General features: G+C 59.5%; 17 protein-coding genes. 11 read left to right on the plus strand and 6 right to left on the minus strand.

Annotated features, from left to right (window positions below):
• Window positions 1-180: 180 nt before the first annotated feature.
• From ACNKU7_RS12725 to sodC, 3 genes are all read left to right on the plus strand, one after another.
• On the plus strand, window positions 181-1,278 hold the full coding sequence (locus ACNKU7_RS12725; protein ID WP_418297367.1) for a DUF2066 domain-containing protein: 1,098 nt from the start codon (window positions 181-183) through the stop codon (window positions 1,276-1,278).
• A 6-nt stretch (window positions 1,279-1,284) separates the two neighbouring features.
• Window positions 1,285-2,019: a DnaA regulatory inactivator Hda gene (hda, locus tag ACNKU7_RS12730; RefSeq protein WP_418297368.1), complete on the plus strand. Its 735-nt coding sequence runs from the start codon at window positions 1,285-1,287 to the stop codon at window positions 2,017-2,019.
• A 99-nt stretch (window positions 2,020-2,118) separates the two neighbouring features.
• Entirely contained in the window at window positions 2,119-2,652 is a 534-nt protein-coding gene (gene sodC, locus ACNKU7_RS12735) for a superoxide dismutase [Cu-Zn] SodC (protein ID WP_418297369.1), read from the plus strand.
• Here the strand turns inward: sodC and ACNKU7_RS12740 are convergent.
• The 4 genes from ACNKU7_RS12740 to ACNKU7_RS12755 all read right to left on the minus strand — a co-directional run bounded on the left by ACNKU7_RS12740 (window position 2,646) and on the right by ACNKU7_RS12755 (window position 8,966).
• Window positions 2,646-3,929 carry a catalase family protein gene (locus ACNKU7_RS12740; RefSeq protein WP_418297370.1) on the minus strand — a complete coding sequence of 428 codons (1,284 nt, stop codon included), beginning with the start codon at window positions 3,927-3,929 and terminating at the stop codon, window positions 2,646-2,648. The two genes, sodC and ACNKU7_RS12740, sit on opposite strands and share 7 nt — an antisense overlap.
• Window positions 3,926-5,971, minus strand: coding sequence for a di-heme-cytochrome C peroxidase (locus ACNKU7_RS12745; protein WP_418297371.1), 2,046 nt, complete (start codon window positions 5,969-5,971; stop codon window positions 3,926-3,928). Before ACNKU7_RS12745 ends, ACNKU7_RS12740 begins: the two co-directional genes overlap by 4 nt.
• Before the next feature lie 168 nt (window positions 5,972-6,139).
• Window positions 6,140-8,029, minus strand: a complete 1,890-nt coding sequence (locus tag ACNKU7_RS12750; RefSeq protein ID WP_418297372.1) for a DUF885 domain-containing protein — start codon at window positions 8,027-8,029, stop codon at window positions 6,140-6,142.
• 355 nt (window positions 8,030-8,384) lie between these two features.
• Entirely contained in the window at window positions 8,385-8,966 is a 582-nt protein-coding gene (locus tag ACNKU7_RS12755; RefSeq protein ID WP_418297373.1) for a superoxide dismutase, read from the minus strand.
• Between the two features lie 324 nt (window positions 8,967-9,290).
• Between ACNKU7_RS12755 and ACNKU7_RS12760 the strand changes: the two genes are divergently transcribed.
• From ACNKU7_RS12760 to ACNKU7_RS12790, 7 genes are all read left to right on the plus strand, one after another.
• Window positions 9,291-10,055 carry a hypothetical protein gene (locus ACNKU7_RS12760; protein ID WP_418297374.1) on the plus strand — a complete coding sequence of 255 codons (765 nt, stop codon included), beginning with the start codon at window positions 9,291-9,293 and terminating at the stop codon, window positions 10,053-10,055.
• A 223-nt stretch (window positions 10,056-10,278) separates the two neighbouring features.
• Window positions 10,279-11,760 carry an AlkA N-terminal domain-containing protein gene (locus tag ACNKU7_RS12765; RefSeq protein ID WP_418297375.1) on the plus strand — a complete coding sequence of 494 codons (1,482 nt, stop codon included), beginning with the start codon at window positions 10,279-10,281 and terminating at the stop codon, window positions 11,758-11,760.
• Window positions 11,757-12,239 carry a methylated-DNA--[protein]-cysteine S-methyltransferase gene (locus tag ACNKU7_RS12770; protein ID WP_418297376.1) on the plus strand — a complete coding sequence of 161 codons (483 nt, stop codon included), beginning with the start codon at window positions 11,757-11,759 and terminating at the stop codon, window positions 12,237-12,239. The genes ACNKU7_RS12765 and ACNKU7_RS12770 overlap by 4 nt, the downstream gene beginning before the upstream one ends.
• A gap of 94 nt (window positions 12,240-12,333) precedes the next feature.
• The gene (locus ACNKU7_RS12775; RefSeq protein WP_418297377.1) at window positions 12,334-12,861 is read left to right on the plus strand and encodes a gamma carbonic anhydrase family protein; all 528 of its coding nucleotides are present in this window, start codon (window positions 12,334-12,336) and stop codon (window positions 12,859-12,861) included.
• 3 nt (window positions 12,862-12,864) lie between these two features.
• A complete protein-coding gene (locus ACNKU7_RS12780; protein WP_418297378.1) occupies window positions 12,865-13,107 on the plus strand; it encodes a DUF1289 domain-containing protein in 243 nt (80 codons plus the stop codon).
• 424 nt (window positions 13,108-13,531) lie between these two features.
• Window positions 13,532-17,062: a DNA polymerase III subunit alpha gene (gene dnaE, locus ACNKU7_RS12785; protein ID WP_418297379.1), complete on the plus strand. Its 3,531-nt coding sequence runs from the start codon at window positions 13,532-13,534 to the stop codon at window positions 17,060-17,062.
• Window positions 17,063-17,289: 227 nt separating this feature from the next.
• Entirely contained in the window at window positions 17,290-18,246 is a 957-nt protein-coding gene (locus ACNKU7_RS12790; protein WP_418297380.1) for an acetyl-CoA carboxylase carboxyltransferase subunit alpha, read from the plus strand.
• Window positions 18,247-18,332: 86 nt separating this feature from the next.
• Here ACNKU7_RS12790 and ACNKU7_RS12795 read toward each other — a convergent pair whose 3' ends face one another.
• Window positions 18,333-19,694, minus strand: coding sequence for an MBL fold metallo-hydrolase RNA specificity domain-containing protein (locus tag ACNKU7_RS12795; RefSeq protein WP_418297381.1), 1,362 nt, complete (start codon window positions 19,692-19,694; stop codon window positions 18,333-18,335).
• A complete protein-coding gene (locus ACNKU7_RS12800; protein WP_418297382.1) occupies window positions 19,691-21,226 on the minus strand; it encodes a thymidine phosphorylase family protein in 1,536 nt (511 codons plus the stop codon). The genes ACNKU7_RS12795 and ACNKU7_RS12800 overlap by 4 nt, the downstream gene beginning before the upstream one ends.
• A 314-nt stretch (window positions 21,227-21,540) precedes the next feature.
• On the opposite strand from ACNKU7_RS12800, the gene ACNKU7_RS12805 reads away from it, so the two are divergent.
• A complete protein-coding gene (locus ACNKU7_RS12805) occupies window positions 21,541-22,290 on the plus strand; it encodes a sulfite exporter TauE/SafE family protein (RefSeq protein ID WP_418297383.1) in 750 nt (249 codons plus the stop codon).
• Window positions 22,291-22,308: the final 18 nt, after the last annotated feature.

Genomic DNA, 22,308 nt, shown 5'->3' on the forward strand with positions numbered 1-22,308 from the left:
ATGTGCGAACTGAAGACTGGGCGAATCAGCCGACACTGATACAATAGCTCGAAATTGCACACTTGCGGGTGCCGACGAGCTGGGTCAAAGTGTGACTAAACAGTGGCCCGGGCGCGATTTTATGGTCAAATGCCGGCCACTGAACTCCCGAAGATAAGAGAAGTTAGGGGAAGAATTCTAATGTCAACGCCGCTGAGCCCACGTTTGGCATGCTGTGTCATGGCGCTGTTGCTGGTATTTGCCGCTGCCTTGCCAGCGCAGGCACGGGTTGTGCCAGACCTGTATGAAGTGATTGAAGCCGTTCCGAGCCGCGGGGCTACGGACCGGGCCAGCGCGAGCAGTCGCGGGCTGGAGCGCGTTTTCGTGCGCGTGACCGGGGACCAGGAAATCGGGAGCAACCCGAAACTGGCCCCAGTGCTGAACGATGCGCAGAAGTATCTGCAGGTCTATCGCTATGACAGCGACAACAACCAGCTGTTTCTCCATCTCTCCTACGACCCGCAGGCGGTCAATGATCTCGTCCACGAGCTGCAGCTGCCCCTGTGGCCGAACAACCGTCCCGGTACCCTGGTATGGATGGCGGTAGATACCCTGGACGGCGGGCGTGACACCCTGCGCCAGGAGGACTATCCGGAGCTGTTCGGCCTGCTCGATGGCCTGGCGCTGGAACGTGGCCTGCCGCTGGATTTCCCGGTGATGGATCTCAATGACCAGCGCAATATGCCGCTGGGCAACCTGTGGGCGCAGGATGAGGCTGCTGCCGAGCGCGCCAGTGTGCGCTATCGCCCGGATGCTACGCTGATGGGGCGGCTTCTGCAGACCTCGGGCCAGCGCTGGCAGGCCAATTGGCTGTTGATGCACAGTGGCCGCAGCTATGCGTTTGATGCCAGTGGCAGCACCATGGAAGAAGTGGCGCTCCGCGGGATCAATGAGGCAGCCAATCTGTTGGCGGATCGCTACGCGGTGCGCACCGGTGAAACCGGTGTTGCCAGCGCCGTGATCGTTGAAATTGCCGGTATCCGCAGCTTTGCAGAGTACTCCAGCGCCACCAGCTACCTTCAGGGGCTGGCCCAGGTCAGCGCCGCAGAAGTGCTGGCCGTGCGCGGCGACCGTGTGACGCTGTCACTGAATACGAGCACCCAGCTTGAAAGCTTGCGGGATGTACTGGCCCTGAACCGCAATTTGCAACTGCAACGGGATGACGGGCTGGTCGACCTGTCTGGTTACCGCGCACCATTGGGCAGTGCCCAGAACCCACTTCGCTACAACTGGCAGTAATCACAAGTGGTTGGTAGTAAACAAACAGGCGGCGTACCACAGCAGCTGTCGTTGGGCGTATCGCTGCGGGATGACGCTACGTTCGCGAATTTTTACCAGGTGCCGGGTGATGCCAATCGCCAGGTGGTTACCCTGTTGAAGTCGTTTGCCAGTGGCGAGAACCCCGAACAGGTTGTGTACCTGTGGGGTGAGTCTGGCAGCGGCGTTACGCACCTGCTCCAGGCCGTATGCCAGGTGGCCGAGGCCAGTGGCCGCAGCTTCCAGTACCTGCCGCTGGGGGAGCTCAATGTCGCCGAGCCGGATGTGATTCTGGAAGGCCTGGACCTGCTGGATCTGGTGTGCGTTGACGACCTGCAGCTGGTGGAAGGCCGGCGCGATTGGCAGACCGCACTGTTCCATCTCTACAACCGCCTCAAGGACACGGGCCGCCAGTTGCTGCTGGGCGCGCGCAAGTCGCCCCGTGGGCTGGATCTGGAGCTGGCGGATCTGGCCTCACGCCTGAATTGGGCGCTGGTATTCCAGCTGCACGCACTCAGTGATGCGGACAAACTGGCGGCGCTGCGCCAGCGCAGTCGCCTGCGGGGCTTTGACCTGCCGGAAGACGTGGCCCAATACATCATTCACCGGGCTCCCCGGGACACTCGCGCACTTTTTGCCATGCTGGAGCAGCTGGATCGGGCTTCACTGCAGGCCCAGCGCAAAATCACCATTCCCTTCGTCAAGCAGGTGTTGAACATCTGATTCCAGCGTTGTCCGGATAACTTGGCATTTCCTTCTACACTGGTTAGTGACCCGGTGGCTTTTGCCGCCTGGAGGCGATCGATGTACGGAGGAGAGAATATGATCCGAGTCCGCCAATGTATCCGGATGGCCGCTGCCCTGACGCTGTCAGGGTTTACCCTGTGCGCCAGTGCAGAAACGGTTGTCAGTATCCTCAAACTGGATGGCAAGGGCGTCGCCGGCATGCTGGGGACGGTCACCATCACCGAATCACCCTACGGCCTTGTGTTTACCCCGCGTCTCAAAGGCCTTCCCTCTGGCCTGCACGGCTTCCACCTGCACGAAAACGGTAGCTGTGAGCCGGCGATGAAGGACGGCAAGCTGGTACCCGGTCTGGCGGCTGGTGGTCACTACGACCCGAAGAATACCGGGCGTCACGATATGCCCTGGGGCACCGGCCACCTGGGCGATTTGCCGGTTCTCATTGTTGATAGTGACGGTAATGCCATTGAGCCGGTTCTGGCGCCCAGGCTGAAAATGAAAGACCTCAAGGGGCGTGCCCTGATCATTCACGCTGGCGGTGACAATCACTCCGATCAGCCCAAGCCCCTCGGTGGCGGAGGGGCCCGCATTGCCTGCGGTGTGATTCAGTAGCCGCGATCCGCGTAGTTGCTGTCGCCGCAGCGGGAGTCCACCGGATTCCCGTCGACTGGGACAAAGTTCGGGTCAAAGCAGCGGGGCAGTGGCCACACCGGCTTGCGCACCCGCAGCCCCTGATCCGGCGTACACGGGGTGGGGTCCCCGGGCAGGCACCAGTTGCTGGGCTCTACCTGTGGGATCTCATTCTGCCGGTGGCGGTATTCCGAGACCGCGTTGTATACCAGTCTCCGCGCCCGGTTCAGGCTGCCCAGTGGCTGCCACTCGCCGACCCCGTGCCAGGGATTCATGGACAGGTTTTCACAGAACGCCTGCTGGGCGTCGCCGGTGACCGTTTGCGGTGGGATGCGAATGCGGGCAATGGCCTGGAATGGCGATTCGGATTCCGGCCAGATTACCGTGGCGTCGTCCAGGGGCATTGCCGACACGTCAGTTTGCGGTTGAACCAGAAAATCAAAGCAGGCCGCGCCTTCGCTCAAGGTGTCAGCCATCTGGCGCGTCAGGAAGTCATCCGTGTCCTGGCTGACGGTGGCGGAATAGCTGGAGCCGGGGCAGGGCCGGGCGGAAAATTTCAGCGGTGTTTCCCCCAGCCTGTATGGCAGCATGGAAAAGTATTGTTCGGCGAGTGGTGTCTGGATGCGCGAGGAGATCGTCTCGCGGGCCCGGATCATCTCGGTCAGGTGCAGGCGTGGCGGCCATAGGCTGATGAACCAGCCGGTTCTGTCCAGCTTTGCCAGGTGCTGCATGTTATCCGCATAGTCATGGATGTTGCGGTTAAAAAACGCTGGCGTGTTGGTCATTATGAAGTCCTGGGTGCCCGCGTGGCCCAGCTCCTCGGCGATTGGATCTCCTTCCACGCCCATGACTTTTACCGCCATACCCCGCGCATCGGGTTTACCGTCCGGGCGAACCAGCATGTCGCCATTGGAAAATCGAATCCAGGCCTGGTATTCCCGCTCCGGCTCGGAGAACAGGCTGTGCTGAAACTGCTCCGGAATATCGCTGTTAATTGAAAACAGCGCGCGCACACAGCCGGTCGCTTTTGCATGCGCATCCCGCCTATAGGGCAGGCCGTTTTGGGTTTGTGCAATGCGGGATATCTCCCTTGCGGAGCCTATCGCCGACTGGATCGCGGCGGCTTCTTCCGCAGATATTTCCATTCCCAGGGTATCCAGCTTTTGCGATGGCATCCCGCCTGCGCTGGCCTGTCCCTGGTGGGTATGGCAGAAAAGGGCCAGTGACAGGCACGCGAGTTTGAACGAAGGGAATTTCACTGCGCGCGCTCCCCATCTTTCATGGCCATCAGGGAAGGGTTGTCCAGTGCCTCGCGATAGCGCTCGCAGGCCTGCTCGCCAATGGCGCTTGCCGGCGGCGGTGCATAGCGGCTCCAGTCTTGTGGGTCGCCATTGAGTGCCGCTGAAAAGTCGGGGTTGCCCAGCACCTTGATGTATTCGATCAGCGCCATGCGCTCCTTTTCCGACAGGCGGTTGCCAATACGGCCGGGTTGATTGGCATCCGTGAACAGGTGGCCGCTGTTGTCGTTGCCGGGCTGGGCCGTGTCGAACTCGAAATTACCCTCCCGCATATCCGTGACATAACCGAGTCTTTCCGGGTTGTATTCGCGATTCCCCAGGCCAAAACGCACCGGGCGCGACTCAAGCGGTGAGAGCAGGTCGTAAATGGTGGGGACCGAACCATTGTGCAGGAAGGGTGGCGTCGCCCAGACGCCGTGCAGCGGGCGTGCCTTATACGCGGGTTTGTTGGCGATGCGGAATGGCACATTGAGGCCGTCGTAGTCGGCAATGCCGTTGCCATCGCTGGAAATGCCCTGTTGTTCATACAGGGCGGGCACCAGCTTGTTGATCAGCAGTTGCAGGCCATTGCCGGCGTTGACCGGTCCTGATCCGGCGGGGAGCAGCGGGCCGGCGTCGTACTTGAGTGCATTAAAATTTGTTGCGGCTTTGGGATCCGTGCCGATGACGTCGATATCGATCCAGGGCACGGCCCAGATTTCACTGCGCCAATCTTCCCGCACCGGGCGATTCTCTTCGTTATAGGAAACCTGCCCGGACATATCCCATTGCCAGTTGACGTCTATCTGGTGATCCGGGTTGGCCTCCGGGCTATCAGCCAGCGCCCACTGGTAGGGCTTCGAGGTGTGGGGGCCGTGGCAGTGGGCGCACTGGTCTGCGAACAGCGCTTTGCCGGCTCTCGCTTTGTCCAGGTCGATGCGGCCGAGCACATCCTCCGGCCATTTTGGTGGCCTGAGTTTGCGCAGGGTGGTTTCGATACACTGCATGCCCTGGATGTCGATCGTGGACTTGCCGAATTCCCCCGCTGGCAGCAGCTGGCCATTGTCATCGACCAGTTTCACCGGTGCCATCACGCCCAGGCTTTCTCCCACATTGCGCGCCATGGCCTGGTTGGTGAAGCCGGTGTATTGCACCCAGTCAAAGCGCCAGATATCCCAGAGAAAGGGATAGCTCACGGGCGCATCTGCGTCTGCATAATTCTTTTCAATGCCGAGGTTATAGCCGAAGACGACATTGCCTATACGGCCGACGGCATCGGTGCGGCCGCGCCCTTCCGTGGTGGGGAAGTGATCGCCGTTGCCCGGTCCAGCGGCGAATTCGAAGAAGCGCTTGCGGAATGCACTGAAATCTTCCCTGAGCTGTTTCCGCGCCTCCTTGTCCTCACCGGCGACTTCATCGGCGAAACGATCCCACTTGGCGGGGTTGACCAGCGTCATGATCGCCGTTGCGCCCAGGGAGTGCACAAATTCCCCTACGGCACTGGTGGGCATCCCGTGTATCGCCTGTCCGCCATCAATCCGCAGGGCAGTACCCTGATAGTGGAGCTCGCCGGTGTGGCAGAGTGCGCAGCCGAGATCAAGACGGTAGGCATTGGCTTCCGGATTCCAGTGCTGGCTCATGCCCACAGGGTGAACACCTTCGCTGGGCTCCGCTTCTTCGCTATCGACAATAAATCCCCAGCCGCGCAGGTTTTTCTTGCTCGCGAGTTTTTCATTGGCAAAGGGGAGTTCCAGTGCTGGCAGCCAGTCGTAGTGCAGGCCCTGTAGTTCTGTGCCTTGTGGTGTGTTGTAAAACAGTGCGCGATCCGTGTCGCTCCAGCCCTGATCGAGATAGCGGGTTTCGGTAATTTCTTCGCTGGTGAGCACCGGCTTGAAGAAGTGATGGGCTATCGAGCAGCCAGTCAGGGTGAGTGCCGGCAGGAGCGGGATGAATAAAAGCCGGAAAAATTTTTTCTTTGCAGGAATATTTCGGGGCGTGGGATTTAGGCTGCGTGCAAGTTCCATTTGGGAGGCTTCGACCTGACTATTATTAATAAAATGGCATACACGGCCTGAATATTTGGGTCAATCCGTGCGGGTGGTCGCCTGATTGTAAAATGGTGTTGCCAATAAACAAAAGCCGGGAGCACTTTCGTGCTCCCGGCTTTTGTTGGCTCAATTTTTGGAGCGGTTTCAGTTGCCGGACTTGGTAGCTTCCACCCACTGGTTTACCAGCTCTTCCAGAACATCCAGCGGTACTGCGCCGTTCGCCAGTACAACGTCGTGGAATTCGCGGATGTCGAACTTGTCCCCCAGTGCCTGCCTGGCGTTCTCGCGCAGTTCGACGATCTTCATCATGCCGATCTTGTAGGCCGTCGCCTGTCCCGGCATGACGATATAGCGCTCGATGGCCTTGACCACGTCACCCTGCGGGTTCGGGCTGTTTTCTGCCAGCCAGTCGATGGCTTCTTCCCGGGTCCACTTCTTACTGTGCATGCCGGTGTCGACCACCAGGCGGCAGGCCCGCCACAGCTCCATCGCGAGGCGGCCGAAATCGGAGTAGGGATCCTGGTAGAAGCCGATTTCCTTCGGCACCAGCTCGGAGTAGAGGCCCCAGCCTTCGGTGTAGGCGGTGTAGCCTCCGAACTTGCGGAACATGGGTACATTTTCCAGTTCCTGCATGATGGACAGTTGCATGTGGTGCCCCGGGATGCCCTCATGGTAAGCGAGCGCTTCCATCTGGTAGGTGGGCATGCTGCTCATTTTGTACAGGTTGGCGTAGTAGATGCCCGGGCGTGAACCGTCCGGCGCCGGGCGCTGGTAGAACGCTTTACCGGCAGATTTCTCGCGGAAAGGCTCTACTGCTTTCACCACCAGATCCGCTTTGGGCTTGGTGATAAACAGTTCGTCAAGGCGGCCTTTCATGGTATCGATCATGGCCGTCGCTTCTTTCAGGTAGCGCTGCTTGCCTTCTTCCGTTTCCGGGTAGTAGAACTGGTCGTCGGTGCGCATGAACTCAAAGAATTCCTGCAGGCTGCCTTCGAACTTCACCTGTTTCATGATTTCACGCATCTCGTCATGAATGCGCTTCACTTCATCCAGGCCCTTCTGGTGAATCTCATCGGCCGTCATGTCGGTGGTGGTGTAGACGTTCAGGCGGTGCTGGTAGAACTCATCACCATCAGGAAGTTTCCACGCGCCGTCATCGGTGGTGGCCTGCTGCTCCAGTTCACCCAAGTAGGTATTCAGGTTTTCATAGGCCGGTTTTACGCTTTCAAGCAGTGCGGTTTTGGCTTGTTCAACCAGGGCTGCTTTTTCTTCGTCGCTGACGTTGAGTTTGTCTACCTTGCCCTTGAAGTCTGCGAACAGGGTGCTGTCTTCTCCGCCGTCAAACGGAGCGCCGGTAATCAGGTTTTTACCGTCGCTGATTACGTACGGGAATACGAATTTCGGCACAATCACACCGGCTTCCGCGCGTTCCTTGAGGTTCGCGATCAGCTGTTCGAAGTGCGCCGGCAGGCCATTCAGGCGAGAGATGTAGGCCTCTGCGTCGGATGCGTCGTCAATGCGGTGCTGGTTGATCAGCAGCGATGCCACGCCGGTGTGCGTGGCGTACATCTGATTTACCGGGTAGGTGTGCAGGCGCCACTTGTAGTCTTCCAGATCCTGTTCCTGGTTGCGGATGGCGAGGTTGAGGGACAGGCGGGTGGCATCGTCCAGCTTGGCCGGGTCGATCTTTTTCAGTTCTTCCAGCTGACGCTTGTTGATCTCATAGGTTTCTTTGGCAAACGCCGGCGAAAGATCATCCCACTTGCCGTAATCGTCTTTCATGCCGAGAAACGTCTTGAATTCGGGGCTGCGCGCCAGGTGTTCCTGAAACTGCTTCTCGAACAGCGCGTTGGCCTCAGCGATGGCTGCGCTGTCGGCGCCGCTTGCGCTGTCATTGGCGGCAGTGGATGCCGCTACGCCGGTTTCGGTCGCAGACTGGGATGCTTTTTCATCAACAGTGTTTTGCTTCTGGCCGCATCCTGCCATGGTCAGCGCGCTTATGGCGGCAGCCAGCAGGGTCACTTTCAATTTCATGTTGGTTTCTCTTTGCTGAATGAAAGGTGGTTATTAGAAGTTGTCTGAAAAATAAGAGGGAACGTTGTAACCAGTTCGGCGCCGGGATGCAAATATCAGGGCGAGTAATACTGTTCAGTAAACTGAACTTGCTGCGAAGGTGCCGATACCGGGTATAGCTTTGTGAGACCGTCTGCGGCCAGGACGGCCGCAGACGAGCCCCCATGGATGGGTTTAGGGGGCGGCGCCTAGCCCGTGTCTCACAAAGCTATACCCGGTATCGGTACCGCCTCGGAGCTCGTTCCATGCCGCCATTCTTCAGGCAAAAAAATAGCGGGCCATTGGCCCGCTATTTTCATGGCTACCGGTTGGTAACTCAGGCGAAGTTCTGGTTCACGAAGTCCCAGTTCACCAGTGCCCAGAACGCTTCCAGGTACTTCGGACGCGCGTTGCGGTAGTCGATGTAGTAGGCGTGTTCCCATACGTCGCAGGTCATCAGCGGAGTGACGCTGTCGTCGGTCAGCGGGGTTTCCGCGTTGGAGGTGTTGACGATGGCTACAGAACCGTCGGCTTTCTTCACCAGCCAGGTCCAGCCGGAACCGAAGTTGTTCACAGCGCTGTTGCTGAACTCTTCCTTGAACTTGTCGAAGGAACCGAAAGCAGCGTTGATGGCGTCAGCCACAGCGCCGGTTGCAGCGCCACCGCCGTTCGGGCTCAGGCAGTGCCAGTAGAAGGTGTGGTTCCAGATCTGGGCAGCGTTGTTGAATACGCCACCAGAGGAAGTCTTGATTACTTCTTCCAGAGTCTTGTCCGCGTCTGCAGTACCTTCCAGCAGGCCGTTCAGCTTGTCTACGTAAGTCTTGTGGTGCTTGCCGTAGTGGTATTCCAGGGTTTCCTGGGAAATGTGCGGCTGCAGGGCATCCATAGCGTAGGGAAGCTCGGGGAGAACATGTGCCATGTAATATTCCTTCCTTTTGTTGGACCCGCATCCGACCGGAACCGCGGACACAGGTCAGTTATTGGTGAAGCGCATTCTACACGCGCTCGTGGTCATTATTAAGCAGTTGGACAGGCCAAAAGGTTTCAGGCGTAAATGAGTCGTGGATTTTTCGGCCTTTGATGGGGTCGAAGTCTAATCTCATACTGAGACCGCTTACTTTTTCGTCAATTTTTGGTATAACTTGTCGCTGTTTTTTACCAGAATCCACCTGATGGACTGTTTGTGGCCTTTTGGTCACAGACTGAAAAGTCAATACGCAGGCATTAACGCAGGAAAAATATCATGCAACGCAGAGAGCCCACTCTGGATGGCAGCAGCCCTTCACTGGACCCTCAGATCGCCAATGGTCCCATTGGTGGTAAGCGCTATCGCACCGACGCCCCCTCTCCGTCGCCGGCTCAGGCCAGCGAACCGGAACCCGTGAGTCGCGGTGGTGGTTCGTCATTTCTGGCGATTGTGGCGCTGTTACTGGGTCTGGCCGGTTTGGCTGCAGCTGGGTTCCTCTACCAGCAGTGGCAGGAAACCCGCGCTCAACTGGTCGACGCGGAGGCCCGTATCGTTCAGTTGGAAAAACGCTTTGAGATGTCCGGAGAGGAGTCTGCGGCCTCTGTGGAGGTACTGAACGCGAAAGTGAAGGAAAACGCCGCCGAGATCCGCAAGCTGTGGGGCGTGTCTTACGACACCAACCGCAAAGCCATTTCCGCCAACGAGGCGACCGCGGCATCCAACAAGAAAGAACTCGCGGCACTGTCCAAGAAAGTGGGCGGCCTGGATGCCAGCCTGAAGAAGGTTGCGGCACTTGAAAGCGAACTGGCCAAGCTGAAAGAGTCCACTGTGAGCGCATCGCGCGATACCAAAGACACAGTGGCCAAGCTGGAGCGCCAGCTGTCTTCGGTACGCGCTGATCTGACTGCGCGAGTTGGTTCCAACGAGGAAGCAATCCAGTCAATCGATACTTATCGCCGCTCGGTGAACAAGGATCTGGTACAGCTGCGCGATGCGATCCGCAGCTTGCAGAGCAGCTCCAGCACCGCGTCCGCACCGTAAACACCCAGCGCCGCGCCTGATTCGGCGCGGGTCTGCCGGTCTTTGCACGCGCAAAAGGCGCGCCCATCCAAGTGATGGGCGCGCCTTTTTTGTTATTGTGCAACCGGCTGCCGCGTCTTCAGGTCTGGAACAGCACTAAATCTTTGTCAGTTCCGAATTTGACTAGTCGGGGGTGCTGCTGCGGCCTAAACTGGCCGCTCATTTCCAGCCCCGGTTACCATTTGTGCAACTCGATCCCGCGATCTGCAATCGTGCCAGGCTAACGCGTGACAGGCGTTTTGACGGTCGGTTTTATACGGCGGTGAAAACCACCGGCATTTTCTGCCGCCCCATATGCCCGGCGCGGGCACCACTGGAGCGCAACGTGGAGTACTTTGCCACTGCGGCGGAAGCCGCGGCGGCCGGGTACCGTCCCTGCCTGCGCTGCCGCCCGGATGCGGCACCGGGCAGTCCGGCCTGGGGCCTGGTTTCAACCACGGTGCAGCGGGCACTTCTCCTTATGCGCCGCGAACGCGAGCTGCAATCCCTGGAGCGACTTGCGGAGCGGCTAGGTATCAGCAGCCGCTACCTGCGCAAGCTGTTTGCGGAGCATTTCGGCATCAGTCCCCTGCAGGTGTGGCAGACGGAGCGCGCGCTGTTTGCGTTCAGCTTGCTGCGGGATACCAGGCTGCCCGTTGCGGAGATCGCGTTCGCAGCCGGCTTTAACAGCCTGCGGCGCTTCAATGGCGTATTCAAAGATATTTACCGGCGCACACCCTCAGAGGTTCGGCGCGAGAAGGGCGCAGAGAGGCGAGAGAACAACCCCGGTATCCGCCTGTATCTCAGTTACCGGCCGCCCCTGGACTGGCAGGGGATGCTCGCGTTTTTTGCCGCCCGCGCACTGCCCGGTGTGGAGCAGGTGACGATGGATTACCAGGATCCGCAGCGCAGTACCTACCAGCGCAGCTTCAGCGTCGAAGGGCAGCGGGGCCTGTTGCTGGTGCGCAACGATGCCGCCAATAGCCGCCTCGAGGTGCGCGTGATCGCTGACGGCAGCGGCGCGGTGCTGTTTCGGGTACGCGAGCAGGTAAGGCAATTGTTTGACCTGGACGCTGATACCGAGGCTATTGCGGTACACCTGGCGCGTGACCCGTTGCTGGCGCAAGTGCTGGCAGGAATACAGGGGATCCGGCTGCCGGGGGCCTGGGATCCTTTTGAATATGCGTTGCGTGCCATTCTCGGGCAGCAGATTTCCGTCGCCGCCGCGACCACGATTGCCGGGCGACTGGTCGCCCGTTATGGCGAGTCGTTCACCGGGCCGGACGGCGAGGCGCTGTACCTGTTCCCGACCGCTGAGCAATTGGCCGAAGCGGACTTTTCCGACCTCGGCGTCACCCGCACCAGGGCACAGACGCTGCGCAACTTTGTGCGCGCGACGCTGGACGGGCAGCTCGATTTCAGCGAGCCGGATCTGGACGCCTGGTGCCGGCAAATGACCAGATTGCCGGGGATCGGCGACTGGACCGCGCACTACACCGCCATGCGCGGGCTGTCCATGCCGGACGCGTTCCCGGCTTCAGATCTCGGCATCCTGATCGCGCTCGGGGAGGGCGGCCGCAAGGCCACGCCCAGGCAGGCGCTGGCTAGGGCGGAGGCGTGGCGGCCCTGGCGAGCGTACGGGGCACTCCTGCTCTGGCAATCACTCAAACTCAGAGACAAGTCATGATCAGTTATTGGATATACCCCAGTGTGTTTGGCGAGCTGGGTATTGCTGCCAGTGAGCGCGGTGTGGTGGCGATCGACCTGCAGGCGGGCAAGCGGCCGCTGCCGGTGAAACCGGAGTGGCAAGCGGTGTCCTCGGCGCTGACCGATGAAGCGGCGGAGCAGCTGCGGGATTACTTCGAGGGCCGGCGCCGTACCTTTGACCTGCCTCTGGACGCGGCCGGGACGCCGTTTCAGCAGGGCGTATGGCGTGCCCTGTGCGCCATTCCCTATGGGGAAACCCGCAGCTACCGGGAACTTGCCGAGGCGATTGGCAATCCCAAAGCGGTGCGGGCCGTGGCGCGGGCCAATGGCGCCAACCCGCTGTCCATCGTGGTGCCCTGCCACCGGGTGATCGGTGCCGACGGCACGCTGACCGGCTATGCCGGGGGGCTGGAAATGAAAGCCCGTTTGCTGGCACTGGAAGGGGCGCTGGTCGGCTGAAATGTCCCGTGGGTCATTGCCTTGCCGGGGTGGTATTCGGCGGCCTTGGACTGGATAATGGCCGGCTCGATTGATGAGCCTGAATGGGGGCCAGATGCTGTACAGACTGGGCGATAAACAGCCACAACTGGAAGGCGAGGGCCATTATGTTGCGCCCGGAGCCCGAGTGATCGGCGACGTAGTGCTGAAACCGCACAGTTCTGTGTGGTTCAACGCGGTCATCCGCGGGGACAATGAGCAGATCACGATCGGCGAGCGGGCCAATATCCAGGATGGGTCTGTGCTGCACACGGATCCGGGTATTCCACTGGTGGTGGGTATCGGCGTGACCGTGGGCCACAAGGTGACTCTGCACGGTTGCCGGATTGGTGACTATTCCCTGGTGGGGATGAATGCCGTGGTGTTAAACGGGGCGAAAATCGGCAAGTGCTGCATCATCGGCGCCAATGCGCTGGTGACCGAGAACGCCGAGATTCCCGATTACTCGCTGGTGCTGGGCAGTCCCGGCAAGGTGGTGAAGACGCTGGATGAGTCCACGTTTGAGCTGCTTAAGGCGAGCAGTGAAATTTATGTTGCTAATGGCAAGCGGTTTTCGGAAGAGCTGGTGCCTGTTGAGGTGTGAGCGATGGCGGAAAGCGATTGGAGCCGGGTGAAGGACAAAGAGCCTGAACCCGCATTTGAGTTCCCGGTGAAATCCCCGTGTGTGTCGGTTTGCGCGTTGAATCGCGAGGACATATGCGAGGGCTGTTTCCGTTCCGGTACTGAGATCAGTCAGTGGGGGCGGATGAGCAATACCGAGAAAAGGCAGGTTTTGCAGAAGTGCCATGAGCGGGCGGTGCAGATGCGCCGTGTTTGGTGGTCTGATTAGCTGCGATACGATACCTGTGGTGAATTTGGGCCCGGGTTTGTTCGGGCCTCGTGGCGGTGGAGCACCGGGTGCGGGTTTTCAGGGCCACTGTAAACCCATACCTGGGCGTTGCGGCGGCGACGTCCTGTCGCCGACGCTCCTGAAAGCCCGCACCCGGTTCTCCGCCTTTGCGGCGAGTTTTTTCTCCGTTAGAAATTTTGAGTCGCTAGTGCCGGTTGTATCGGGCGCTTACGAAGTATTTAGAATCTAAGAATTGCACGTAGTGGCGAGGTGGTGAACCTTTCCGGGACCTTCGCCGACAGGGATGTCGGCGCAGAGCTACAAGGATGTATTCATCGCGTGTCCCGGAAAGGTTTACCGCCTCGCCGCGTTCCCGGATCAGTGCTCCCAAAATACCTCCGGGGCAAGAAAAGAAATATTGAGCATGACCCTACCCTTCGTACATTTAAGAATCCACTCCGAATATTCCCTGATCGATGGTCTGGTGCGTATCAAGCCGTTGATTGGTCGCGTTGCCGAGCTGGAGATGCCCGCGGCGGCGATCACCGACCAGACCAACTTCTACGCGCAGGTGAAGTTTTACCGCGCCTGCCTCGGTGCCGGGATCAAGCCCATCACCGGTGCGGACTTCTGGCTGCGCGAGGGCGGCGATGAGCAGCCCACGTTGCTGACCCTGTACGCGCTGAATACCACGGGTTACCGGAATATCACCGAACTGATTTCCCGTGCGTGGATGGAAGGCCAGTATCACGGCCATGCGTTCATCCAGCGCGAGTGGCTGAAGGACTACGCAGACGGCGTATTGATGCTGTCCGGGGCCAAATACGGTGATGTCGGGCGCGCCCTGATTGCCAATCGCACCGCCCAGGCGGAGTCACTGGCGCAGGAGTGGGCGAGTATTTTCCCCAACCGGTACTACCTCGAACTCCAGCGCACCGGGCGCCCGGGTGATGAAGAGTACCTGCACGCGGCAGTTGGCCTTGCGGGCCGCCTGAATCTGCCGGTGGTGGCGACCAACGACGTGCGCTTCCTCGAGGACAGCGAATTCGAAGCCCACGAAGTGCGGGTGTGCATCCGCGAGGGCCGCGCACTCGACGATCCGCGCCGCGAGCGTCGCTATTCCCGTGAGCAGTACCTGCGTACGCCGGAAGAAATGCACGAGCTGTTCAAGGATATTCCCGAGGCACTGGAAAACACGGTGGAGATTGCCCGCCGCTGTTCCGCGCCGATCCAGCTGGGCAAGTACTTCCTGCCCCAGTTCCCGATCCCGGAAGGCATGACCGAAAACGAGTTCTTCGAAAAAATCTCTTTCGACGGACTTTATGAGCGACTTGAGACCATTCTCGACAAGTCGGCCCCGGATTACGAAGCGCGCAAGAAAGAATACGAAGACCGCCTGCGCTTCGAACTGGATATCGTGATCCAGATGGGATTCCCGGGTTACTTCCTGATCGTTATGGACTTCATCCAGTGGGCCAAGGATCACAACATCCCGGTAGGGCCGGGGCGGGGTTCCGGTGCCGGCTCGCTGATTGCCTACTCGCAGAAAATTACCGACCTGGATCCGCTCCAGTACGACCTGCTGTTCGAGCGATTCCTGAACCCGGAACGGGTTTCCATGCCCGACTTCGACGTCGACTTCTGCATGGAAAAGCGCGATCGCGTGATCAACTACGTGGCCGACAACTATGGCCGCAACGCGGTGAGCCAGATCATCACCTTCGGTACCATGGCCGCAAAGGCGGTGGTGCGCGACGTGGCGCGTGTGCAGGGCAAGTCTTACGGTCTCGCCGACAAGCTGTCCAAGATGATCCCGCCCGATGTGGGCATGACCCTGCAGAAAGCCTACGACCAGGAAGATGTACTGCGGGAGTTCCTGGAAAACGACGAAGAAGCCCAGGAAATCTGGGAAATGGCGCTGCAGCTCGAGGGTGTGGCGCGGAACGTCGGCAAGCACGCCGGTGGTGTGGTGATCGCCCCCACCAAACTCACCGACTTTGCGCCGCTCTACTGTGACGAGACCGGCGCCGGCCTGGTAACCCAGTTCGACAAGAACGACGTGGAAGACGCCGGCCTGGTGAAGTTCGACTTCCTCGGCCTGCGTACCCTGACCATCATCGACTGGGCCAAGGTGATGGTGGACGAACAGCGCGCGCGCGAGGGCAAAGAGCCGCTCGTGATCGAAGCGCTGCCGCTGGACGATGAAGAAACCTTCAAACTGATCAAGCGCGCCGAAACCACCGCGGTATTCCAGCTGGAATCCCGTGGTATGAAGGATCTGATCAAGCGCCTGCAGCCGGACAACCTCGAAGACATGATCGCCCTTGTGGCCCTGTTCCGTCCGGGACCGCTGCAGTCGGGCATGGTGGACGACTTCATCAACCGGAAACACGGCCGCGCGCAGGTGGCCTACCCGGACGCGAAGTACCAGCACGAAAAACTGAAACCGATTCTCGAGCCCACCTACGGCGTAATTGTTTACCAGGAACAGGTAATGCAGATCGCCCAGGAACTCGCCGGCTACACCCTCGGTGGCGCGGACATGCTGCGCCGGGCCATGGGTAAGAAAAAGCCGGAGGAGATGGCGAAACAGCGCAGTACCTTCGAGGAGGGCGCCAAGTCCCAGGGTGTGGATCCGGATCTGGCGATGAAGATCTTCGACCTCGTGGAGAAGTTCGCCGGCTACGGCTTCAACAAATCCCACTCGGCTGCCTACGCGCTGGTGTCCTACCAGACCGCCTGGCTCAAGGCCCACTACCCGGCGCAGTTTATGGCTGCGACCATGTCCTCGGATATGGACAAGACCGACAAGGTGGTGACGTTCATCGAAGAGTGCCGGGCGATGAAGCTGGACCTGGTGCCGCCAGATGTAAACCTGGGTAGCTACCAGTTCTCCGTTCCTGTCTCCGACAGTGGCGAAAACCGCATCATCTACGGGCTCGGCGCGATCAAGGGCCTCGGTGAGGGGCCGATCGACAACATCATCGCCGAGCGGGAAAAGGGTGGCCCGTTTACGGACCTGTTTGATTTCTGCTCCCGTATCGACCCGCGCAAGGTGAACAAGCGCGCCCTGGAAGCACTGGTGCGCTCCGGTGCATTGGACAGCATCGGCCCCGGTGCCGATGATGCCGATGGCCTCAACTATTCCCGTGCCGTCATGTTCAACGCACTCGATGAGGCGGTAAAGGCCGCCGAGCAACAGAGCAAAAATGACAACGCGGGGATGATGGATCTGTTTGGCGAGGTCGTGCGCTCGGCTTCCGACGGCGACGTGTACGAAGACTTCCGTCGCGCGCGCCCGTGGAGCATTCGCGAGCGTCTGGAAGGAGAGAAAAACACCCTTGGCCTGTACCTGACCGGCCACCCGATCGATGAGTATGAGGAAGAACTCAAGCACCTGGTCAAGGCGCGGATCGCCGACCTGAAGCCCGGCCGTGAAAACCAGAAAGTGGCCGGCCTGGTGGTGGGTATGCGGGTAATGAAGACCAAGCGCGGCGACTCCATGGCGATAGTGACCCTGGATGACCGCAGTGCCCGAATCGAAGCCGCCGTGTTCAGTGAAGCCTTCGGGGAGCACCGGGAAAAGCTGGTGAAAGACTCACTGCTGGTACTGGAAGGCTCCATCTCCCACGACGATTACAGCGGCGGCCTGAAGATGAGTGTCAACAGCGTGTCCACGCTGGATGACCTGCGCAGCGGCAGCGTAATCGGTGTAACCCTGAAGCTGGCGAGCGCGGAAGCGCTGCCGAACATGGGGCAGCGGCTCAGTGCCTGCCTGCGTCCATATGTCGGCGGCAGCTGCCCGGTGACGGTGGAAGTGGAGCGCAGCGATGCGCGCGGACTTTTCCGCTTGGCGGATGAATGGAAAGTGGAGCCAAGCGACCAGCTGATTCAGTCATTGCGGGAGATCATCGGTCGGGAGCGGGTGCGACTCGACTACACTCAGCGTCAATGACCGGAGGCCGGTTGCGCCATATTCAACCGGCGGCACTTCGCCAGTGCGCCATGGCAAATTGGTCATCCGGGAGTGTGGTTCGTGCGGTGTGCACTCGACTGAGTGGTTCTATCCCGGTAAGCTAGCCGCCATTTTTAAGTAAAGGGCTGTTTTGCGACTAATCGACGATGTTTGGTCGCATTTTCCGTCACTTAAGTTGGCCCTCAAGAGTTTCAAGGCACGAAATAATGAACTTCAGTTTTCTCGAGTTTGAGCAGCCAATTGCAGAGCTGGAAGGCAAGATCAAAGAGTTGCAGCATGTGGGCGACGACAACGAGCTCAACATTGCCGAAGAGATCAGTCGCCTGCGCGACAAGAGCGAAAAGCTCACCGAATCTATTTATTCCGACCTGTCGCCCTGGCAGGTTGTGCAGGTGGCTCGCCACCCGCAGCGTCCCTACGCCAAAGACTATATCGAGCGCATCTTCACCGACTGGGATGAATTGCATGGCGACCGCCATTTCGGCGACGACAAGGCGATCATCGCCGGTATCGCACGCCTCGAGGGCCGCCCGGTGGCGGTGATCGGGGAAGAAAAGGGCCGCAGCGTAAACGAGAAGGTAAAGCGCAACTTCGGCATGCCGAAGCCGGAAGGTTACCGCAAGGCTCTGCGCGTGATGGAAATGGCCGAACGCTTCAAGATGCCGGTACTGACCCTGATCGACACCCCCGGGGCCTATCCTGGCATCGACAGTGAGGAGCGCGGTATTTCCGAGGCGATCGCCAAGAACCTGGCGGTGATGTCCCGCCTGCGCACCCCGATCATCTGTACCGTTATCGGTGAAGGTTCTTCTGGCGGTGCGCTGGCGATTGGTGTTGGCGACCAGCTCAACATGCTGCAGTACTCCACTTATTTTGTGATCTCGCCGGAAGGCTGCGCGAACATCATCTGGAAGACTGTGGAGAAGGCGCCGCTGGCGGCTGAGGCCATGGGGGTGACCTCCGGTGTTCTGGAAGAGCTGGGTATTGTCGACGAGACCATTGCCGAGCCGCTGGGCGGTGCCCACCGCGATCCGGATCTGATGGCCGCCCGCCTGCGCGATCGCCTGTCAGCGCAGCTCGACAAGCTAACGGCCGTGCCGCTGGATGAGCTTCTGGAAAAGCGTTACCAGCGCCTGATGAGCTACGGCAACATCACCGGCTGATCCGCTTTCCCCGCGGCTTTACTCACAACGGCAACTTCGGTTGCCGTTGTTGTTTTCCCTGTGTGCTTTTGAACTTACTGCTGCGATCAAAGCCGCAGGATTTCCCGATAACGCGCCACGCGCACGTTGAATGGCGTATTGTCCTGTAAATAGAGTCTCAGGCAATCGGCCGCGTCCGGCTCCCCGTGCACCAGCTGGATACTGGTGCCGTCTTTCAGGTCAGACTGGCGCAACCAGTCCCCCAGTTCCACGTAATCGGCATGGGCCGACAGTCCTTCCAGAATTTCTACCTGTGCCTTGCAGGGAACATATTCCCCATGGATTTTCACGTTCTGGCTGCCGGCCAGCATGCGTGCGCCGCGTGTGCCGCCGGCCTGATATCCGGCAAAAAGAATCGTGGTGTGATGATCCGGCAGTAGCCTTTTCATATGGTGCAGAATACGGCCGCCGGTAGCCATACCGCTGCCGGCGATGATGATGTGGGGGTACTGAATATTTTCCAGCGCTTTCGACTGGTCGACACTGCGTGTGTACTGGATACCACGGCACATGAACGTGCAGTGCTCGCTGCTCAGGCGGTGTTGCTTCGGGTAGCGGGCGTAGATTTCGGAAGCATCGATGGCCATAGGGCTGTCGAGAAAAATCGGCAGTTTCGGAATTTTCTCTTCGCGCATAAGGCCGAGGAGCAAATACTGCAGCGTCTGCGCCCGCCCCACGGCAAAACTCGGGATCAGCAGCACGCCACCCCGACTGGCGGTGGTATTCACGATTTCCGCCAGGCGGGTTCTGTGGTCTATCTGCGGATGCCGGCGATCGCCGTAAGTGGATTCAAGCAGTAGCAGATCCAGCTCTGGCAGCGGGCTTGGCGGGTGCATGATGATGTCATCCGGGCGGCCCACATCCCCGGAAAAGCCCACCCGCTTGCCGTCCGCATTCACAATTGCACTGCCAGCACCGAGAATATGCCCCGCCGGCTGCAGGTGGATAGTCGCGGAGCCGATTTTAAACGGCTGGCCAAACTCAACGGTCTCGAACAGGCTCAGGCACTGCTCTGCGGTATCGCCGGTATAGAGAGGTTGAGGATGCGCGTGCTTGCCGAGTTGGTGACGCTGGTAAAAGTGCGCGTCTTCTTCCTGAATGTGGCCCGCGTCTGGAAGCAGGATCGAGCACAGGTCGGCGGTGGCAGGGTGGCAGATCACCGGCCCGCGATAGCCCAGCTGGTAAAGCCTGGGAATATAACCCGAGTGATCCAGGTGAGCGTGGGTCAGCACTATGCCTTTGAGGCGGCGATAGTCGAACAGGGGTGTTTCCCAGTTGCGTTCGCGCAGCCATTTATAGCCCTGGTAGAGTCCGCAGTCGACGAGAAACTCGGTGTTGCCGTTGTCGATGCTGACGAGATATTTCGAACCGGTAACTGTACCGGTGCCACCGAGAAAAGTGATGTTCATGCTTGCTGATCTCCCTGTTGCGGCACTTGCGCGGCTACCGCGAACAGATCCCGGTTCTGGTGGAAATATTCTCGGGCATAAACCAGTTCACCGGGTGTTTCCGCATACAGCGTGGCGAGAGGCTGCCCGTGCTGGATCGCATCGCCTGCTTTTACATGTAGCCGCAGCCCTGCTACCGGTGATGATGGGGCCCCTGCGACTTTTGCCAGGCGCGCCAGTCTGCGGTTGTCCATAGCCTGTAAAATGCCTGTGCGGTGGCTGCGCAGCTCTATGTGGTGGTTGGCCAGCGGCACTTCGCGCAATCCACCCTGTGCCTCGCAGATCCTCTGAAACTGCTCCCAGGCCTGCCTGGAGTTCAAGATGCCCCGCGCCTGCAGCAGTGACTGGGTCTGGTCAGTGCCATTGGCCATCGACAGCAACTGGCTGGCCAGGAACAGTGAGCGCTCACGCAGATCGTCGGGCGCGCCGGGGGCATTGCGCAGTACGCTCAGAACATCCCGGGCTTCTTCGGCCGGGCCTATGCCTGCGCCGATCGCCTGGGAGCCGTCTGTGATCACGCAGCGAACCTTGATGCCGAGGCCGTCGGCCACGCTTTCAAACAGGGCCTGCAATCGCTGCGCCTGGCCAGTGTCGCGGAGCTTGGCCGTCGGGCCCACGGGCATGTCGATAAGGATGTGCGTAGAGCCAGCGGCGAGTTTTTTCGACAGTACGGAAGCCACCAGCTGTCCTTCGCTGTCCAGATCCAGCGCGCGTTCGATACGGATAAGCAGGTCATCGGTTGGGCTGAGCCCCACCTCGCCACCGGCGGCGAGGCAGGCGCCGGTACGGGTTATGACTGTTCGCAACTGATCCAGTGGCAGATCGACATTGGTCAGCACTTCCATGGTATCGGCGGTGCCCGCGGGGGAGGTGATGGCGCGGGACGAGGTCTTGGGTATGATCAATCCGGCCGCGCTGACGATGGACACGACGATGGGAGTCGTGCGATTCCCCGGCAGGCCACCGATGCAGTGTTTATCAAAAACCCGGGGGTATTCCGGCCACTGCAGGCAGTTACCGTTGTTTACCATGGCGGCAGTCAGCGCAATGGTTTCTGCGCTGTTCAGCCGGCCGCCGGCACAGGCGGTCAGGAAGCCGGCGATTTCGATATCAGAATACAGCCGCTTGCCAATATCGCTGACGATACTGGTCATTTCCTTGGCATCGAGTGTATGGCCGTAGATTTTCTTGCGCAGGGCGCTGAGGGACTGCACCAGCGGAGCGTGGTGCACGGACACCGGCCGCTGATCCTCCAGGGCGAGGTATTCCCAGGCGCTTTCGGAAAAGCCGATCCTGCCGGGCGGCAGTATGGCCTCCGCGACGGTGTTCAGTGTGGCGATAAGCACCCGCTCCCCGGCCGAAACCTGAAGCCGCGCATTGGCGGTATAGCCCTCTGCGCGGCAGATAGCGCAGTCCTTGCGCATATAAACCAGTGGCTCCTCGTGGGTGTCGATGCCCATTCGGTATGCCTTTAGCGAGAGTGCCTGGGTCATGCCATGTTGCCGTGAGTGCTTGTTGGCTTATTGTTCAGTCTTGCACTCATGTTAGACCGCCTCCGACTTCTGTGAATTGCTCTGGATCAATCCGTTTGCGGCGATGGCGTTAAGGCTTCGGGTGCCGGTCTTGGCGATCTCTCCACTCAAGGGTAATGTAGGCGCCAGACGGCGCCCTGCATGTCCTTAAATAACCGGTCTGGGGCCCGTGACTACTGGGTTCGACACTGTCCTGCAGCTAGACTGGCGCCACCGTAAAAGAACCCTTCGGTTCGATACCAATCCAATACAAAGACGAGAATAAGAGGTCTGCCTTGGCGGAACTGGGTGATATTTCCAGCCTGACGCTGGGGCTGCTGTTACTGGTCTGTGTGATCAGTGCTTTCATATCGGCAGTGACAGGTGGGGCGGGCGGCATCCTGATGTTTGCTGCACTCAATGTCGCCATTCCGCTGCGCCTGCTGGTACCGATTCACGGCGCCGTGCAGCTGCTCAACAACCTCGCCCGCGTGGTGTATGTGCGTGAGCATATCCGCTGGGACATGTGTATCCCGTTCTTTGTCGGTTGCACACTCGGCTCGGCCGCAATGACGCTGGGATTGTCGAATCTCGACTGGCAGCAATTGCCCCTGGTGTTACTCGCGGTGCTGATTTTCTACACCGTGTTCAAACCAAAGCGACTGCCGGAAATCCGCCTGAAGCCACATGGCTTTTTCTGGGTCGGTATTGCCACCGGAACCCTGGGTATTCTTGCCGGGGCAGTGGATCCACTGCTCGGGGCATTTTTCGTCCGCAAGGACCTGACCCCGAAAGAGATCGTCGCCAATAAATCCGTCATGCAGGCCTGGTGCCATGCGCTCAAGGTTCCTGCGTTCATCTACCTCGGGTTTGCGTTTTCCGATCACCTGGGACTGATACTGCTGCTGACCGTGGCCGCGGTGATCGGTACCCGTATCGGTGTGACACTGTTACACCGCATTGACAGTGAAATGTTTTTCAAATTAATGCGCATCGCGCTGCTGGTGGCCGGTGCACGTATCGTCTACCAGCTGATTGCACAATAAAGAACTTAAAGCAGGTAT

Origin of the sequence: Microbulbifer weihaiensis, from assembly GCF_048323715.1 — a bacterium.
In the GTDB taxonomy this organism is placed as follows: Bacteria; Pseudomonadota; Gammaproteobacteria; order Pseudomonadales; family Cellvibrionaceae; genus Microbulbifer.

What these genes read in the sequence shown, in the direction of transcription:
- ACNKU7_RS12725 (WP_418297367.1), top strand. Translation starts at nt 181, where the DNA reads ATGTCAACGCCGCTGAGCCCACGTTTGGCATGCTGTGTCATGGCGCTG.
- sodC (WP_418297369.1), top strand. Translation starts at nt 2,119, where the DNA reads ATGATCCGAGTCCGCCAATGTATCCGGATGGCCGCTGCCCTGACGCTG.
- ACNKU7_RS12745 (WP_418297371.1), bottom strand. Translation starts at nt 5,971, where the DNA reads ATGGAACTTGCACGCAGCCTAAATCCCACGCCCCGAAATATTCCTGCA.
- ACNKU7_RS12750 (WP_418297372.1), bottom strand. Translation starts at nt 8,029, where the DNA reads ATGAAATTGAAAGTGACCCTGCTGGCTGCCGCCATAAGCGCGCTGACC.
- ACNKU7_RS12755 (WP_418297373.1), bottom strand. Translation starts at nt 8,966, where the DNA reads ATGGCACATGTTCTCCCCGAGCTTCCCTACGCTATGGATGCCCTGCAG.
- ACNKU7_RS12760 (WP_418297374.1), top strand. Translation starts at nt 9,291, where the DNA reads ATGCAACGCAGAGAGCCCACTCTGGATGGCAGCAGCCCTTCACTGGAC.
- ACNKU7_RS12770 (WP_418297376.1), top strand. Translation starts at nt 11,757, where the DNA reads ATGATCAGTTATTGGATATACCCCAGTGTGTTTGGCGAGCTGGGTATT.
- ACNKU7_RS12775 (WP_418297377.1), top strand. Translation starts at nt 12,334, where the DNA reads ATGCTGTACAGACTGGGCGATAAACAGCCACAACTGGAAGGCGAGGGC.
- ACNKU7_RS12780 (WP_418297378.1), top strand. Translation starts at nt 12,865, where the DNA reads ATGGCGGAAAGCGATTGGAGCCGGGTGAAGGACAAAGAGCCTGAACCC.
- dnaE (WP_418297379.1), top strand. Translation starts at nt 13,532, where the DNA reads ATGACCCTACCCTTCGTACATTTAAGAATCCACTCCGAATATTCCCTG.
- ACNKU7_RS12790 (WP_418297380.1), top strand. Translation starts at nt 17,290, where the DNA reads ATGAACTTCAGTTTTCTCGAGTTTGAGCAGCCAATTGCAGAGCTGGAA.
- ACNKU7_RS12795 (WP_418297381.1), bottom strand. Translation starts at nt 19,694, where the DNA reads ATGAACATCACTTTTCTCGGTGGCACCGGTACAGTTACCGGTTCGAAA.
- ACNKU7_RS12800 (WP_418297382.1), bottom strand. Translation starts at nt 21,226, where the DNA reads ATGACCCAGGCACTCTCGCTAAAGGCATACCGAATGGGCATCGACACC.